General features: G+C 65.4%; 27 protein-coding genes. 19 read left to right on the top strand and 8 right to left on the bottom strand.

Going from position 1 to position 14,159, the window contains the following annotated elements:
• Nucleotides 1-8 precede the first annotated feature (8 nt).
• From ACSLGO_RS05045 to ACSLGO_RS04980, 14 genes are all read left to right on the top strand, one after another.
• On the top strand, nucleotides 9-1,136 hold the full coding sequence (locus ACSLGO_RS05045) for a sigma-70 family RNA polymerase sigma factor (RefSeq protein WP_436400313.1): 1,128 nt from the start codon (nucleotides 9-11) through the stop codon (nucleotides 1,134-1,136).
• A gap of 42 nt (nucleotides 1,137-1,178) precedes the next feature.
• Nucleotides 1,179-1,556 (top strand): hypothetical protein, encoded by a 378-nt coding sequence (locus tag ACSLGO_RS05040; protein ID WP_436400311.1) that lies wholly within the window; start codon nucleotides 1,179-1,181, stop codon nucleotides 1,554-1,556.
• On the top strand, nucleotides 1,553-2,209 hold the full coding sequence (locus tag ACSLGO_RS05035) for a hypothetical protein (RefSeq protein WP_436400309.1): 657 nt from the start codon (nucleotides 1,553-1,555) through the stop codon (nucleotides 2,207-2,209). Before ACSLGO_RS05040 ends, ACSLGO_RS05035 begins: the two co-directional genes overlap by 4 nt.
• A gap of 140 nt (nucleotides 2,210-2,349) precedes the next feature.
• The gene (locus tag ACSLGO_RS05030) at nucleotides 2,350-2,547 is read left to right on the top strand and encodes a hypothetical protein (protein WP_436400307.1); all 198 of its coding nucleotides are present in this window, start codon (nucleotides 2,350-2,352) and stop codon (nucleotides 2,545-2,547) included.
• Nucleotides 2,540-2,917, top strand: a complete 378-nt coding sequence (locus tag ACSLGO_RS05025; RefSeq protein WP_436400305.1) for a hypothetical protein — start codon at nucleotides 2,540-2,542, stop codon at nucleotides 2,915-2,917. Before ACSLGO_RS05030 ends, ACSLGO_RS05025 begins: the two co-directional genes overlap by 8 nt.
• A 122-nt stretch (nucleotides 2,918-3,039) precedes the next feature.
• A complete protein-coding gene (locus tag ACSLGO_RS05020) occupies nucleotides 3,040-3,765 on the top strand; it encodes a hypothetical protein (RefSeq protein ID WP_436400303.1) in 726 nt (241 codons plus the stop codon).
• A 99-nt stretch (nucleotides 3,766-3,864) separates the two neighbouring features.
• Nucleotides 3,865-4,155 (top strand): hypothetical protein, encoded by a 291-nt coding sequence (locus ACSLGO_RS05015; protein ID WP_436400302.1) that lies wholly within the window; start codon nucleotides 3,865-3,867, stop codon nucleotides 4,153-4,155.
• A 20-nt stretch (nucleotides 4,156-4,175) separates the two neighbouring features.
• A complete protein-coding gene (locus ACSLGO_RS05010; protein ID WP_436400300.1) occupies nucleotides 4,176-4,472 on the top strand; it encodes a hypothetical protein in 297 nt (98 codons plus the stop codon).
• A gap of 47 nt (nucleotides 4,473-4,519) precedes the next feature.
• Nucleotides 4,520-4,780, top strand: a complete 261-nt coding sequence (locus tag ACSLGO_RS05005) for a hypothetical protein (protein ID WP_436400298.1) — start codon at nucleotides 4,520-4,522, stop codon at nucleotides 4,778-4,780.
• Between the two features lie 74 nt (nucleotides 4,781-4,854).
• Nucleotides 4,855-5,229 (top strand): hypothetical protein, encoded by a 375-nt coding sequence (locus tag ACSLGO_RS05000; RefSeq protein WP_436400296.1) that lies wholly within the window; start codon nucleotides 4,855-4,857, stop codon nucleotides 5,227-5,229.
• 49 nt (nucleotides 5,230-5,278) lie between these two features.
• The gene (locus ACSLGO_RS04995) at nucleotides 5,279-5,524 is read left to right on the top strand and encodes a hypothetical protein (protein WP_436400294.1); all 246 of its coding nucleotides are present in this window, start codon (nucleotides 5,279-5,281) and stop codon (nucleotides 5,522-5,524) included.
• Nucleotides 5,521-5,907: a hypothetical protein gene (locus tag ACSLGO_RS04990; RefSeq protein WP_436400292.1), complete on the top strand. Its 387-nt coding sequence runs from the start codon at nucleotides 5,521-5,523 to the stop codon at nucleotides 5,905-5,907. Before ACSLGO_RS04995 ends, ACSLGO_RS04990 begins: the two co-directional genes overlap by 4 nt.
• Entirely contained in the window at nucleotides 5,888-6,505 is a 618-nt protein-coding gene (locus tag ACSLGO_RS04985) for a hypothetical protein (RefSeq protein ID WP_436400291.1), read from the top strand. The genes ACSLGO_RS04990 and ACSLGO_RS04985 overlap by 20 nt, the downstream gene beginning before the upstream one ends.
• 9 nt (nucleotides 6,506-6,514) lie before the next feature.
• Nucleotides 6,515-6,976, top strand: a complete 462-nt coding sequence (locus ACSLGO_RS04980; RefSeq protein ID WP_436400289.1) for a hypothetical protein — start codon at nucleotides 6,515-6,517, stop codon at nucleotides 6,974-6,976.
• A 12-nt stretch (nucleotides 6,977-6,988) separates the two neighbouring features.
• Here ACSLGO_RS04980 and ACSLGO_RS04975 read toward each other — a convergent pair whose 3' ends face one another.
• A complete protein-coding gene (locus tag ACSLGO_RS04975) occupies nucleotides 6,989-7,432 on the bottom strand; it encodes a hypothetical protein (protein WP_436400287.1) in 444 nt (147 codons plus the stop codon).
• Between the two features lie 142 nt (nucleotides 7,433-7,574).
• On the opposite strand from ACSLGO_RS04975, the gene ACSLGO_RS04970 reads away from it, so the two are divergent.
• The 3 genes from ACSLGO_RS04970 (at nucleotide 7,575) to ACSLGO_RS04960 (ending at nucleotide 9,411) form a co-directional block, all read left to right on the top strand.
• On the top strand, nucleotides 7,575-7,802 hold the full coding sequence (locus tag ACSLGO_RS04970; protein WP_436400285.1) for a DUF2188 domain-containing protein: 228 nt from the start codon (nucleotides 7,575-7,577) through the stop codon (nucleotides 7,800-7,802).
• Between the two features lie 3 nt (nucleotides 7,803-7,805).
• Entirely contained in the window at nucleotides 7,806-8,783 is a 978-nt protein-coding gene (locus ACSLGO_RS04965; RefSeq protein WP_436400283.1) for an ATP-dependent DNA ligase, read from the top strand.
• Between the two features lie 79 nt (nucleotides 8,784-8,862).
• Nucleotides 8,863-9,411 carry a hypothetical protein gene (locus ACSLGO_RS04960; protein WP_436400281.1) on the top strand — a complete coding sequence of 183 codons (549 nt, stop codon included), beginning with the start codon at nucleotides 8,863-8,865 and terminating at the stop codon, nucleotides 9,409-9,411.
• A gap of 53 nt (nucleotides 9,412-9,464) precedes the next feature.
• Here ACSLGO_RS04960 and ACSLGO_RS04955 read toward each other — a convergent pair whose 3' ends face one another.
• The 7 genes from ACSLGO_RS04955 to ACSLGO_RS04925 form a co-directional block, all read right to left on the bottom strand.
• Nucleotides 9,465-9,896, bottom strand: a complete 432-nt coding sequence (locus ACSLGO_RS04955; RefSeq protein ID WP_436400279.1) for a hypothetical protein — start codon at nucleotides 9,894-9,896, stop codon at nucleotides 9,465-9,467.
• A gap of 61 nt (nucleotides 9,897-9,957) precedes the next feature.
• Nucleotides 9,958-10,563 (bottom strand): hypothetical protein, encoded by a 606-nt coding sequence (locus tag ACSLGO_RS04950; protein WP_436400277.1) that lies wholly within the window; start codon nucleotides 10,561-10,563, stop codon nucleotides 9,958-9,960.
• A 56-nt stretch (nucleotides 10,564-10,619) separates the two neighbouring features.
• On the bottom strand, nucleotides 10,620-10,832 hold the full coding sequence (locus ACSLGO_RS04945) for a hypothetical protein (protein WP_436400275.1): 213 nt from the start codon (nucleotides 10,830-10,832) through the stop codon (nucleotides 10,620-10,622).
• Nucleotides 10,833-10,834: 2 nt separating this feature from the next.
• Complete coding sequence (locus tag ACSLGO_RS04940; protein ID WP_436400273.1) at nucleotides 10,835-11,239, bottom strand: hypothetical protein; 405 nt, start codon at nucleotides 11,237-11,239, stop codon at nucleotides 10,835-10,837.
• A complete protein-coding gene (locus ACSLGO_RS04935; protein ID WP_436400271.1) occupies nucleotides 11,236-11,718 on the bottom strand; it encodes a hypothetical protein in 483 nt (160 codons plus the stop codon). Before ACSLGO_RS04935 ends, ACSLGO_RS04940 begins: the two co-directional genes overlap by 4 nt.
• Complete coding sequence (locus ACSLGO_RS04930; RefSeq protein ID WP_436400270.1) at nucleotides 11,711-12,223, bottom strand: hypothetical protein; 513 nt, start codon at nucleotides 12,221-12,223, stop codon at nucleotides 11,711-11,713. The genes ACSLGO_RS04935 and ACSLGO_RS04930 overlap by 8 nt, the downstream gene beginning before the upstream one ends.
• A 13-nt stretch (nucleotides 12,224-12,236) precedes the next feature.
• Entirely contained in the window at nucleotides 12,237-12,560 is a 324-nt protein-coding gene (locus ACSLGO_RS04925; protein WP_436400269.1) for a hypothetical protein, read from the bottom strand.
• A gap of 93 nt (nucleotides 12,561-12,653) precedes the next feature.
• On the opposite strand from ACSLGO_RS04925, the gene ACSLGO_RS04920 reads away from it, so the two are divergent.
• Nucleotides 12,654-13,400, top strand: coding sequence for a hypothetical protein (locus tag ACSLGO_RS04920; RefSeq protein ID WP_436400268.1), 747 nt, complete (start codon nucleotides 12,654-12,656; stop codon nucleotides 13,398-13,400).
• A gap of 32 nt (nucleotides 13,401-13,432) precedes the next feature.
• Nucleotides 13,433-14,158 (top strand): hypothetical protein, encoded by a 726-nt coding sequence (locus ACSLGO_RS04915; protein ID WP_436400267.1) that lies wholly within the window; start codon nucleotides 13,433-13,435, stop codon nucleotides 14,156-14,158.
• Nucleotide 14,159: the final 1 nt, after the last annotated feature.

Below are 14,159 nucleotides of genomic sequence, written 5' to 3'. Positions count from 1 at the left end.
TCTGGGACATGAACCAGAACCACCCCGCCGCAGCTCCCGTCTCCTCCGAGGCCGCCACCCCCGCCTGCGAAGGACCGGTGTCGCCGGGCCGGACACAGTACCGGGACGATGACGTCAATACCTATATGCAGGCCGCCGGCCGTTACGAGCTCCTGAGCGCCGACGAAGAGGTTGAACTTGGCCAGGCGATCGAGGCCGGACTCTACGCCCAGCAGATCCTGGACAGCGCCGACCACCCGCTGACAGTCCCGGAGCGCCGCGACCTGCAGGAGCTTGCAGCATCCGGACGCAAAGCCACCGACGCCCTCTTCCACGCCAACCTGCGCCTGGTCATCTCCATCGCCAGCCGCTTCAACGGCCGCGGGCTGGACCTGCTGGACATCATCCAGGAAGGGAACATCGGTCTCATGACCGCCGTCCGGCGCTTCGACTACGCCAAGGGGTTCCGCTTCTCCACCTACGCCACATGGTGGATCCGCCAGGCCGTAAGCCGTGCCGTCGCCGACCAGAGCCGCACCATACGCTTCCCCGTCCACTACCACGACGTCATAACCAAGTTCATTGCAGTCACCACCCGGCTCGGCGCCGAACTCGAACGCGAACCCACTGCCGGGGAAATCGCCGAAGCTGCCGGAATGACCACTGAATCCGTGCTGCTGGCCCAGCGCCGCACCCAGACCATCCTGTCCCTGGATTCACAGCTCGGCGACGGTGTCGAAGGCGACGACGGCCGGATGGGCTTCGATGCCCGCTGCAACACCATCTCCGATGACTTCTCGCCTGAACCGTTCGACCACGCAGCCCACCACGCCCTGGGCCAGGCTCTTTCAGCTGTGCTGGACAAGCTTTCACCGCGTGAAGCAAGGATCCTGGCCCTGCGCCACGGACTCGAAGGCGGACGGGAGCACACGCTGGAGGAGGTCGGGTCCCTGCTCGGCCTTACCCGGGAACGCATCCGCCAGCTCGAGGCCCAGAGCATTGACTTCCTCCGCCGCCCCAAAAACTCCGAAGCACTGATCGACTTCTTCGAACCCGATCAGGGGTACAGCATTCCGGTCCGCACCGTCCGCGGGCGGAAGACAGGGTCCCGGTCCTCGGTCGCAGGCGGAGCCGCACCCGTCCTCCAGGCCGCCTGACCGGCGGTGACCGACCCTGCGGTGTCCGCACACATAGGGGATATGAACACCAACCTCGAGCACATCACGGAGATGGCAGCTGGCGCCGGCAACCCTGACTGGCATGTCAGTGACGGCCACGACGCCTTGAAATACTTCCACCTCATCGCAGATGCCGTGGATTCCCCTTACGGGCGCAATGCCCTCAACTTCGACGCCGACGCGCCGACCGCCTACTTCGCAGCCGCTGCCGTCAACACAGCCGGTGCGATGGCCGCGTCGCTGATCAGTCTCTCCGCGCTGGCCGAGTCCATCCCTGACGATGCCCCCGAGTCGCTGCGCGAAATGGCTGCCGCCATTCTGGACGCTGCAGCTTCCGTGCCCGAGGTCCGCCCGATGCCTTCCCAGTTCGCAGCCAAGCAGTCAGGAGCAGCAGCATGAGCCTTTACCGCCTCATGACCATCAACGGCACCGAATACCGTGCACGCCGGGCGATCATCGAGAGAACCCATTTCGGTACCGCCGATCACGGCGGCGTCATGACCATTGAACTCGGCCTCTCCTACCCTGACGGCGGCGCCGGGATCACCCGGTTCGGCGGGCATGCCCTCGATGCCCCCACCGGACGGGCCGAACGCCTCAGCACCGCCTACGGCATGGATACCGCAGTGAAGGTCATGGCAGCCGCCGGGGCCTCACACTGGGAAGCGGTCCAGGGCAGCGAATGCCTCGCGCTCTTCCCCGCGGCCACGGAAGGCAACCCCGACGATTTCTGGGCCGCCCATCCTGCAGGCATCACGGCCACCGGCGGAGCACACCCCTACATTCCCGAAGCCCATGCCGCCTTCTGGGCCGAATCCGAAGCACCGGCTCCGCTGCCCTCCCAGGATCTGGCCGGACACCAGCTGCCGCTGCTGCCCGCAGGTTCCGCCGTCGCCTTCATCGACAGGAATGACAACACCGCCGGGGTAGCTATCTGCGGCCGTGACGGCCGCTGGTCGGCCACCGGATTCAGCAAGAGCTTCGACGACTTCGGGCTGTGGACCCGCTCCGCACGCCTCACATTCCTGGGCTCAGCCCCGGAATCAGCATGATCGGCGGCGCGCGGGCAGGAAACATTCTCCTCCGCCCGGACAAGACGGAAGAATGGAAGGGCAGCACCCCCTCCCCCGTTTTCAGGACCGCAGGAAGGAAGCCGGCCATAGCAACCCCCGTAGAGAGCCTGGATGCCCTGATGGCCCTCGAACCCGGCACCTCTGTGCGCTTCGTGGGGCGCAGCGGACCCGGACTGGCGCTGCGCAACGATGACCTCAGCTGGTCCGCGACCGGTATCAGCACGCCCCTGTGCGCCGAGGAGCTCTGGGGCCACTTCAGCGCGATCACTGTCCTTTCCCGTCCCCGGAGCGGATCCGGAGGCCACGACTATGACTAGCCAGGCACCCGACCTGTCCCGCCTCATGGAAGCCGCCGTCGCCGAGCACCGGTTCACGCATTCCCAGGAAGGCGACGGGTATATCGAACGCCGGGAGGAAAGCTACGACTGCTCGTGCGGTGACAGCCACTACGCCTTCTGGGTACAGATCGACCCCGAGCAGACGGGGCTGAACGCATTCCGCAGCGACCTCGGAACGTTCATCACCCGGCATACGGTCCACCTCGCCCAGGTACTCCGGCCGGTCCTTGCCGACGCGTGGGAAGCCGGCCGGGCCGCCCTGCCGTCAGCGGCTAACCCGTACCTCACCGATGCCGAACCGGAAATCAGCATGGCAGTGATCTACCCGCCCGAAGCCGCTCCCCGCTGACGAGAGATCGCCGGTCTTCCGCACACATGAATTCCATAGGGCGCCCGAACGGAGCGTGCCTTTGGACTACAGGGAGCACGGTCTTCGTGCCGACCCGTGAGAGCTGAACGGATGGATCAGGCGTGCTTGAGGGACCCAAGGAACTGGTGGAGATCAACCCGACCCCTGAAGGCCTGCGGATCGGGCTGATGGACGGCACCGCATACTCCGCAGCGTTCACCTTCCCCGTGCCGATTGAGTCCCGCACCTGCATCGACGGCCGCCAGGGCAGGGCCTACCCCGACGTCGTAGTCGCCGACCCGCAGGGCAAGGCCATCCACTGGCACGTCGGAGGCAGAGCGCAGCTGCCGGCCATCGTCAACGCAACAGTCGCAGAGCACTTCGGGAAACTGGTTGCATCCGAGCACGCCGCCGCAGTGCGCCTGCGCCTGGAACCCGTGCCTGAAGCTGTCGTCGAACAGTTCCGCGGCATCGACCCGGACGCCACCGTGGCAGAGATCCGGCTGGCCGACCGCGCACGGACATCCCTCATCGCAGACCTCGGCATCGGATCGCGCAGCACCGCTCTCTGGATTGCCCGGAACTTCGTCTCGAACGAGGACCACCAGGAGGCTGTAGCTGATCTTGAATATGAGGTCAGCCGCCAGAGAGACAAGGTCTCCGAACTGCAGGACACCGCCGGGCGGCTGGCAGACTGCTCCTGCGAAAAGGACATGAAAGAGTCAGCCCGCGCGACCGCACTGGAGGCGGCTGTGGAACTGCTGCGTACCCACGGCGCCAAGGTCCTGGAATTCCGTGCCGGACGCGACGATGTCGAGAAGGTCATCGACCTGCTGGACGCCGCTTAGCCCGCCGCCTGCGAGCATGCGGGGAGAGAGTCACCTGCGTCCGCACACATAGAGGAATACCCGGCCTCTGCGCCGGATCCGCCTGTCCGGAAAGGACCCATGGACGAACACCCGCCTGCGCCGTCCTGCCTGCTGGCCATCAACCGGTTCACCGAGCTCCGGGAAGCCCTTGACCACCTGAACTATGACCTCGGCGCGTCCTCCACAGCCATCACGTCCGACGAAGGCCGGTCCTTCTGGTTCGCGTTCTGCACCGATCCCGACGGGCAATGGTGCCTGGAATCCGGCGACCCCCGCGAACGGATGACCGACAGCGGATACGAGGCGCTGCCCGTTGAAGCCATCGCAGCCCGCGGGCCCTGGAGGATCCTGTGGGCGCCCGGGACCTGACCCCTCACATGAAAGAACCTATGATCCGCTTACATCTGCATTCCCTGCGCTCTGCCTTGGGCAATTCCCGCGGCTTCACCATCGTGGACATCCTGGTCGCCATGATCGCCTGCAGCGCCCTCTCCCTCCTTACCGCCGGCGCCTTCGCAGTCATGCGGACCGACGACGGATACAGCAACACCGAAGGGCTCGCAACGTACCTGCTCTCGGCACTGACCGTCACCTTTGCGGCCGGCGCAGCGTTCTACTTCTACCGGCTGCGCAAGAAGGTTGCGTCCGTAAGCGGCCCCTCTGCCGACATGGCAGGCACTCGTTGAGCGCGCGGAGGACGGCCCGGGCTGCCCTGGGTAATACCCGCGGGAGTGTGAGCGTCGTTGAGGTCCTCATGATGTTCGCCGTCGTGGGATGCCTGGCGATGGTTGTTTTCAGCATGGTTGGCAGATTCTCAGACATCGAGGGCATGGCCGCCGAATCAGCTGGAGACGGTGCACCGGCCCCCACCCTTCCGGACTTCACCGGTGCCCTTGATTTCCTTTCCGCTGCCGGAATCATTGCCGTTGCCGCAGCGATGGGCATCTACGTTTTCATGCTCCGCCGGAAGGCAGCGAACGCCTCCAAGATGTGACACCGCGTCAGCGTACGATGGGCCCGGATTATCACTGCGGGCCCATCCGCGTATCCCAGGCACCAGGAGAAGCCATGCACCGGAAATCAACCCTGACGCTGGCCCTGGCCTTCGCCGCGGCGATCAGCGCCTGCTCAGGCGGGTCAACGGCTGAAGCAGAACCCGAAGCAGCCGTCGAGATGCCGTGCATGGATTCCGAGCCTGTAAAGGACTGCACCGACCGGCTGACGGACATCGTGCTGGCCTCCATGGACGACTATGACGCGCTGGCCAGCCCGACACCTGTGCAGTCAGAGGCATACACATCCCTGACGGAGGCGTCCTCGGAATGGTCAGGTGACTGCAGGCAAATTGTGGGGACGGTCGCATCCCTGCCCTCGCCCTGCAAGGACACCATGGAGGATATTGCCAGCGCTGCGCTCACCATCAATCCGGCATTCCTGGACTAGGCCCCCGGGGCCGGTGAGACGCCCGGGTCAGTCCGCACACATGGGTGCTATGGATACCAATCCCGGCCCCGGGCCGCAGAAGATCACCGCCGACGAGTACCGGTCCCTCCTTACCGAGGTTCAGAAGCGCAGCCCGACGCTGCAGGAACTCGCAGCCATGGAAACCTTCGACCCCAGCATCTTCTGGCGCCTGGGATGCGGTGACCACCGGAACCTCCTGGACGCAGCGCTGGGGGAGATCGAACGGCTCACGAAGATCATCGACGCCGGCCTCACAGACGGAGACACCAAATGACGATCACTGCCGGTCCCGGACAGTACCGGCCCAAGCCACCGCCCGGATCCCCCGAACGCGTCCCCGTGGACAGTGATGCGTACAAGACCATTGCCTCCCTGATCGCCGACACGATCTCGCAGCACCGTCCCGTTCCGCGCGGCGAAGGTCTCGTCGGCAATCACTGCCGGCACCACCAGTGCGGCGGCCGGGTCTTTTTCCTGACCCTCCGGCAGGGCTACATGCACCAGGCGCAGGAAATCATTCGGGCCATCCGCATGGAGGCCGCCTTCACCCTCACCGATGGTGAAGACCCGGCTGAGGACGCCGCGTACATCCAGTCCATCGTCGAGCTGTTCAACCTTGGCAGCCAGGAGGAGCCCGGTGGCGAATCCCCTGAATAAGCAGGTGAATACCGACTTCGCGGCTGTGATGGGCTGGTTTCTTCTGGCTCTCGCGGTCGTCTTTGTTGTCGTGCAGGCGACCGCACAGAGCATGGGGCGGTCTGCTGTCGGCGTCGAGAAGCAGGTTGTCCGGCAGGCACAGGAGCGTGCCGAGGCCTTCGAACGCTGGAGATCCAACGATGCCTTCGCGGGCTTCATCGCCGACCCTGTCTGGGAAAGCGACGAATGGGCCTCGATCGTGGCCGCCGAGGAATCGCAGAACACCGCAGTGTGGGATGAGCGGTTCGCGGAAGGTGAGTCACGGGCAAAAGCGCACTGGGTCCCCACGAACCTCATCAGCCCGGACAAGCACTATCCCGCTGCCATCGAGCCTATGGAGACGCAGCTGCCCCTGACGGAGCGCTCCATGCGCCCGCCGCTGCTGGCCATCCTGAAGGACGGTGCCGAGGCATGCCGGTCCGGCAATGTCGAAACCTGGCTCACCGGATGGGACGGACCGGCCTCAGCGGCCAGTGTCACCGACGATCCCGGTTATACCGCGGTCTGGGTCGAGAACGCCCCGGCGATCATCCGTGTCGCCGCAAACCACTACTGCTAAGGAAACCTCATGCCCCTGCCCCTGGAAGAGTTCAGAACGCGCAACAAGCTGCTGAGCCCGGAATACGATTTCGATGACAGAACGCTGGCCGCCCTGCAGCGTATGGTCCTCCCGCAGCTCAAACGCATGCGGGAAAGCATCGAGGAGATCGGCGAGGACGTCGTCAAGGGACTTCGGGGGCTGCCTGAGCGGCGTGCGGAACTGGCCAGGATGCAGTACCTGAACGGGGATACGGACACTCTCCCTGGGCGCACGGCGCCGGAGGGCGCAGTGACTGCGATGGCTGAGATCATCAGGGCGTTCGGTGACGCCGGGCCGGAAGAGGTCGCTGCAGCGCTGGTCGAGGCCGGGTACGGCAGCCGGCACACCTCCTGGGAGGAAGGCCGGGCATCGGCGGCACAGGACTTCCTGCGCCCGGTCGTAGACGGCTTCCGCGACGCCACCCCCAACCCTCACCCGGCCACCGCGTAGCAGTTCCGGGCCTCAGGGCAGGCGAAGGTGCCTCCAGGCTGCTGAGATCAGGGCCTGTGCGGCTGGAACCGAAGTGGCCAGCACGCCGCGGCGCATCAGCTTTACCCGATGACCCGTCTGGTCATCCGCTGTATTGACGGCCAGGACGTAGAAGTCGTCGAATTCGTCCTGCATCGCAGCATGAAGCTCAGCTTCACCGAAGGTGCCGAGAATGCGGAGCATCTCGCTCGAGATCAGGTCCTGCTGTTCCTGGGGGATCGGATCCAGTGCCGGGTCTCCAAGTTCGAACGAGACGGCAGGCCATCCGTTGGACGCAGCGTAGGCGGCGAAGCGAATGAGGTCCTGGCTGCCCAGGGAGAAACGGTGTTCAGGCTGGCCGTCGATGTGCGGACTGAGTGTGCCGCCTGCTCCGAGTTTCAGCTGCACCTGCGGGAGTCCTTCTTCGCGCGCGTTCATGGTTCCCATGTGTGCGGACGCCCGCAGGGAGGTTCCCGGTGGGGTCGGCTGTTGGGCGCGTGCTGGATCCTGTCCATCCGCTGACATGAGCCCCGGGTGCCCGGTACGCTGGCCGGACCGAGTCAGCGATCAGGAGGACGTCATGCCCAAGGGAGACATCGAGACCTATCACGAGAACGGCCAGTGGCACTCACGGCGGGAAGGCACCGGGGAAGCACCGTTCGGATCCTCTGCCACCAAGGATGACGCTGTCCGTATTGGAAGGGACCGTGCCCGCGAGCTGAAGGTCGAGCACCTCATCAAGAACATGGACGGGACCATCGCGGAGAAGAACAGCTACGGAAACGACCCGCGGAACATTCCCGGCTGATTCGTGGAACCGTACGCGCTGCAGCCGCCGGTTCCCCTGGCCCTGGCCAAGCCGGTGGAGTCCATCCCGCCAAAGGCAGCGCTGCCGGGCGGGTGCGTGTACGAACCGAAATGGGACGGTTTCCGGACGGCGGTCTACACCGGAGGATCCGGGGCCGTCATCTACTCCCGGGCCGGTAAGGACCTCACGGCACGGTTCCCTGACCTGGCAGCTGCCGTTGATGAGCAGGTCCCGCCCGGGTACGTCCTGGATGCCGAGGCGGTCATCTGGTCGGAAGAGCGTCTGGACTTCGCTGCCCTGCAGTCGCGGATGAGCGCCGGGAAGAAGACCCTTCCGGCCATGGTCCGCGCGGCGCCGGCGTCCCTGGCAGTGTTTGACCTGCTGGCCGTGGCCGGCAACGACATCCGGGGCCTGCCACTGCATATCCGGAGGGAACTGCTCGAGGAACTGGCCTCCGGCTGGGAGCCGCCGCTGAACCTCTCCCCCGCCACTGATGACCGTGGCATCGCTGCAGCCTGGTTCACGGATATGGCCGCGGCCGGTATCGAAGGGCTCGTCGTCAAGGGGGCCGGGCAGAGCTACAGCGGGGACCGGCAGTGGCTGAAGGTCCGTCACCGGCACCCGGTCGACGTCGTGGCCGCGGCTGTCACCGGCAGCATCCGGCGCCCGTCATCGCTCATCCTGGGATTGTCCGTGCATGGACGGCTGCGAATCGTCGGGCGAACCGTGCCGCTGCGCAGGGAAGTATCCCTGCAGGCAGGCCACCTGCTGGAGCCGGCCGGGGAGGATCATCCGTGGCCTGAGGAGATCAGCCCGCGGGTCCTGGACCGGTTCACTGACCGTACGGACCCGGTCCGCCTGGTGAGGGTCAAACCGGTGGCCGCCGAAGTCTCAGCAGACACGGCATTCGAGAACGGCTCGTTCCGGCACCCGGTGCGGCTGATCCGGCTGCGTCCGGACCTTGACCCCGAAGAGCTTTAGGGCAGGCTGCATTCGATGGTCGCCAACGTGCGATGCTCCCCCGGGCAGAGCCTCCGGCCTGTCCGCACACATTGAAGGCATGAAGATCACCGGCAAAGGCATCCCCGTCAACGACGAGCACGTCTCACTGGAGTACGACGTCCGTGAGGTGTCGGGTGCAGACGCCCCGGTCGCCGCACGATTTGATGCATGTCCGGAATACCCCGGACTCAGTCTCGAAGGCGTCATCGACCTGCGCATCCACGAAGGCCGGTTCTATTCTCGGGTCCCGCAGACCGTCTTCGACGGAACCACCATGGACTTCGGTGTCCGCTGGGCGAGCGTTGCCCAGGTGGAGGAAATCGTCCAGACCGGACTGGCGGCACTGCGGCTGATCGACGGCGAGCTGTGGGAACCGACCGTTGAACCGTCCCTCTACGTTCCCCGCCTGGGCCGCGAAATCCACATCCTCCACAGCAACAGCACCCTGGCCAACAACCAGTGGGTGCCATTCAGCTCACCCAACAGCTACCGGCTCACGCAGCTGGACGAGGCCCTTGCCCACGCCCGCGAAATCCGCGATGGCGGTGCGCAGACCGTGCCGTTCCTCGAGGTGCTGATCCCGGAGGTGTTCGCCCCGGCGCCCTAGCCGTGACAGACAGAAACCCCCGCCACAAGTGACGGGGGCTTCTTCGTTGCTGTTCAGTACTCTTCCGGCTCCGGCAGTCCGGCGGCCTGTTCCTTCACCGCGCTGACCGCTTCGATGATTTGCTCCGGCGCCGGATCGGCGCCCACGTTCTCCGAAATGTAGATTTGCTCGTCAACCTCGGCCTCCACGGCGATAACGGTCGTGCCGTCTTCGAGCACCCCGATGACCAGTTCCCGGGTCATATCCTCACGCCGGAAGCGCAGGGCGCCGTCGTTGACCGGGTAGTCGCCGTTGTAGGGCTCCAGAGTCCCGTCCAGGCCCGCCTCGTACAGTGAAGCCGGGAAGGTGCGGCCGTCTTCGTCCCACCAGGTCAGGTCGTGCTCGGGTGCCGTGAGTTCGACACCGGTTGCTTCGCTGTGGTCCCTGCCTGCGAACTGCCCTCCGTTGCCGGCCTGACCCACATCCTTCTTGCGTGTATTCGTCATGCCCTGACTGTGTGCGGCCGCGGGCTGGTTCGACCGCACACAGTGCACCGGCCAGCGGAACCTAGGGAGCCGGCGTGAGCTTGTGGTCAGGGGCGTTGAAGCCCGGTGCGTTCCAGTCCATGGTTACGCCGTTGACCTTCAGTGCAAAGAATTCATCCAACGCCTGGTCACAGTAGAAAGACATCATGGGTACCAGCGGGCTCTTCACGCCCTGCTCCATGACCAAAGTCGCGTTGTCGAGCGGATCGGAGTGCCCGTCGTAAAGCCACTGGCACTCGAGGGCAGCCCGGAGAAGATCCGTTTCCGTGTCGTAGTCATACCCGGGCCATTTCTCAGCCAGATACGCGTAGACCGCTGCGTCCTTCTCGGGACTGCGCCAGCTGGCTACCAGGGCCTCCGCCTCTTCATCAAGATCAACGAGCGTATTCCAGTCTCCGGAGTAATGCTGGTGCCCGTCGAAGTCACCCCGGTAGAGATACTCGGGCGACTCGATTTCAGGGACCACGTTGGTTTCCTGGCTGAGTTCCACCGACTTCGGGATGCTCTGAACGGTGGGTACCGGCTCCGACTCTTCGGCCTGGCTGCAGGCTGCGGTGCTGAACGCGAGGGCGCCCGCAAGGATGAGGGCAGGGATCCTGCCCGTGCTGTTCTTCAATTTGTCCCCCATTTTGTACTTGGTAGAGAAAAGACTAAGCCACCTGTCAGGGCCCGGCCCGATTATGTCTAGCCGTCCTTAACCGGGGTGTCGCTGAGGTCGACCACGGTTCCGAGCCGGCCGGCCAGGTCAGCAGCCCACTGCTCCTCGTTGCCTTCACCGACCTCGAACTCCCAGTGCCGGCGCTCCTGGCTGACCATGACGGTCCCGTCGTCGGGCACGATCCGCTGGATGCTTTCCGCGTTGAAGTACTTTCCGCGGATCTTGATCATGGTGGGCATGGTTACTCCTCATCCTTGTGCTTGCTGCGTGCCAGGGCGGCGTCGAAGGCCTGCTCGAAGTCGATGCGTTCACGGACCGTCCGCAGCTTGATGTCCGGGTGCAGCCGGCAGGCCACGGTCCCGTTCCGGAGTTTCTCTCCGCACCGGCACGGCGGGTCTGCTTCGGCCAGGTCCAGGAGGGCCAGGACGGTCTCCGGATCCATGGCCGCAATGAAGGCAGTGACGTCCCGGCCGTAGTCGTCGAAGCGTTTGCTCACTTCGCAGATGGCGAAGGTTCCGCGGCCGCCGGCTTCCACGACGACGGGGTCGCAGTGCGTGTTTTCCCAGACGACCCAGCTGCGGTTCCCGGCAGGAATTGATTCAGCCAGGCCCCGAAGATGCCCCAGGTTCAGCGCGGCACCGGTCATGCGGGGATCCAGATCTTGGTCAGGTCACCGTAGTAGCGGACGGCGGCACCGGTGGGGATGAGGTCGGAGGGATCGTGATCCGGGTTGAGGCCTTCGAAGCCTCCCCGGACGCGGCGAAGCACGTTCGGCCAGTGCGGGTTTGCCAAGGGGCGGACTCCGCGCAGCAGGGACCCGTACGGGAGGGCGTCCAGGTCGCCTTCCGTCAGTGTGGACTGCTCCATGGCGTCAAGGGCGCCGCGGGTGTCTGCCCGGGCGTCCCAGAGCACCACGGCCCGCTGTCCCATGGTCATGACGATGTCGGACCCCAGGCTTTCAGACCCGCGCCACCCGGGCACCATTTCGGTCCAGCCTGCCCCGTAGCGGAGCAGGACATCCGGGAACTGGTCGGTCTCCGAGGAGAAGACGGCGATCAGCGATCCGGACCCCAGGGCGTCGGCGGCATCGGCTGTAGCCAGCTCACGGGCGGCGGTGCTATCCATCGGTAGTTCCTGTCTGCGGTTCGTCCGCGGGTTTCATGGGTTCGTTCTTCAGCAGCTCGAAGGACCCGTTATCCGTTTCGGCCAGTTCCATGCGGACCTTGCCGTCCGGGGTCTCGGCCCAGAAAAGCTGCTCCGCATACGCCCGTCCGCGGCGGGCCTCGTTTGATGCCCACGCAGCCATCACCTGCTCGGCCTGCTCGTCGGTCACGGTGATCCCGTATGCCGGTTCAGCCCAGGTCTTCAGGACCTTTGCGTTCACGGTTTTAGCATCGGCGGCCGCCATCTCGGTCTGCTTCGGAAACCAGACGGCTCCGGCACCGGCTGCAACCAGCATGACGATGACTGTGACGGCCGTGAGATTCATGGTGTAGCGGCCCTGCATCGGGTCCGGGGGGCCGAACGCCTTGGACAGGTAAACCAGCAGGCCGATGAAGCCGACGGCTGCGACGACGAGGAAGATGTAGTCGGTTGCGGCACTGTAGGTGACGAGGTCTGCGGCGTTCACGCTCGGGCCCTGGTTAGTAGGTCACAGCCGGGAGGGCGTGGTAGTTGGCCCAGAATCCGTGGGTGTCATCCGGGCTGTAGGGCTTGTCGCGCAGGGCGATCATCTCGATGTCCTTGCCGTCTGCCTTGGTGAAAAGACGTTCGATGGTGGCGGTGCCAAGCTCCGCACCCGGATAGCGCTGTCCGGCGTGGTAGATGCGCTGCCCGACAGTGAAGCCGCCGGCCTCGGTCACTTCGGTGTAGCCGTTGGCGAGAAGATCGGCAGCCTGTTCTTCGGCGCGGGTCGGTTCTGCCGCAGGCGGGGCAGAGGTGGTCAGGGATTCTTCACTGGTGGTCATGGCCTCCATGTGTGCGGAGACTCTTCTTGCTCTCACCACCCTTCCGCGGCAGTCCGGGCGAGACTCCTGCACCAGTCCGCACACATGGAGGGCATGACTAAGAATTCCGATTCCGGATACGAACGCGATGACTTCATCCGTTTCCTGGGCGAGTCCCTGGCAGAGCTCGATGTGCCGGTCGATGACCGCGTGCGTGAAGCTGTTCTGGACGCCCGCCGGAAGCTCGCCGACCTTGAGGCTGCACGCTATGTCCGCGCCGCCCGCGAGAAGCCCAAAGGCCTGGGCCAGAAGCTCATCGCCGAAATGGCGGACCGCGGACACTCCCCCAGCCTGTCCGAGTTCCGTGAGATGGAAGCAGCTGACTCCAACATCTTCTGGCGCCTGGAATCCGGCGATCACCAGAACCTCCTCGATGAGGCGATGGAGGAAATCGACGGGCTGCACGAAGCGCTTCGCAGGGTGACACCGGTCCGCGGCCGGAACGGGCTCACCAACGCCGCTGCCCTCATGCGCGCCGCCCGGGCAGCGACCAGCGGGGACCTTCCCTTCAATGCCGACCGCGGTGAGCTGGCCTCCTGGCTGAAGTCCCGCGCCCTGTGGTGCCTGAACCCGAACACCGACATGGATTCCCTCCTGACCATCACCAGCCGCCGGGAGATCGACGACCTGCCCTACGGCACCGCGGTCTTCACCGGGGACAACCGGCTGGCCATGAACCTGCCCGCAGACCCTGCCCGGAACACGGGCCGCCCGGAATGGGTGGACTGCCTTACCGGCCGGCGCCTGGTCAACTTCTCCACCCCCGTGCGCGTCATCCCCTCCTATGAGGAAGACCGGTGAGCACCGGCTAACCGTCCGCACACATAGGGGGCATGGAACAGAGCATTCTTACCGGCACCGCCACCTTCACTTCGTACCGCGCCCCGCTCTCCGGCGAGGGGCAGCACATCGAGCGCACCGTTGAGCAGCGCGTACCCGTCCCGCACGCTACTGCCCTGCAGGCACCGGTCGCAGCCCACGTGCCGGAGAGCCTGCACTTCCGGGCACCCTCCCCCGGAGGCGCTGCGGAGATCCGCACCCTCAACGGCATGCTCTACCGCCTTGCCGTGAACCCCCGCACTGACTTCGGCCAGCACCTCAACTCCCTTCAGGCACGGTCAGCGATCCGTGCAGGACTCGAACGGTTCATTCAGATCGGCGACGAGCTGTGGGAGCAGATCGCCGAGCCCGTACTCGAGGTGGGACTGAATGAGACCGTCGTGACCCCGGGTGCCTCCGACCGCGGTGCGTGGCAGGTCTTCGCCCTGACCGAACCTGAGGCTGCAGCAGCGGCAGGCAAGGCCATGGACGCTGGCCTGCACCGCGGTAACCGCCCGGTGCCGCAGGTGGAGGTCTTCATCCCCTCGGTCTTCACCATGACCACCAGCGCCGAACGCGTCACCCGTGCACGCGAGGCCGCCGAATCTGAGGTTGCGCGCGCCGAGCGGATCCTGCGCACCAGGACACCTGCTGCAATGAGCGATGCATCCCGGATCCTCATGGAGGCTGCGAAGGCACTGGCCTGGCATACCGGTGACAACTCATTCAACGACAACTGAC

It is taken from the genome of Arthrobacter sp. IK3, assembly GCF_051337705.1.
GTDB classification, from domain to species: domain Bacteria; phylum Actinomycetota; class Actinomycetes; order Actinomycetales; family Micrococcaceae; genus Arthrobacter_B; species Arthrobacter_B koreensis.
The sequence above is the reverse complement of the archived record's forward strand: the minus strand, read 5'-3'. Positions and strand labels throughout refer to the sequence as shown.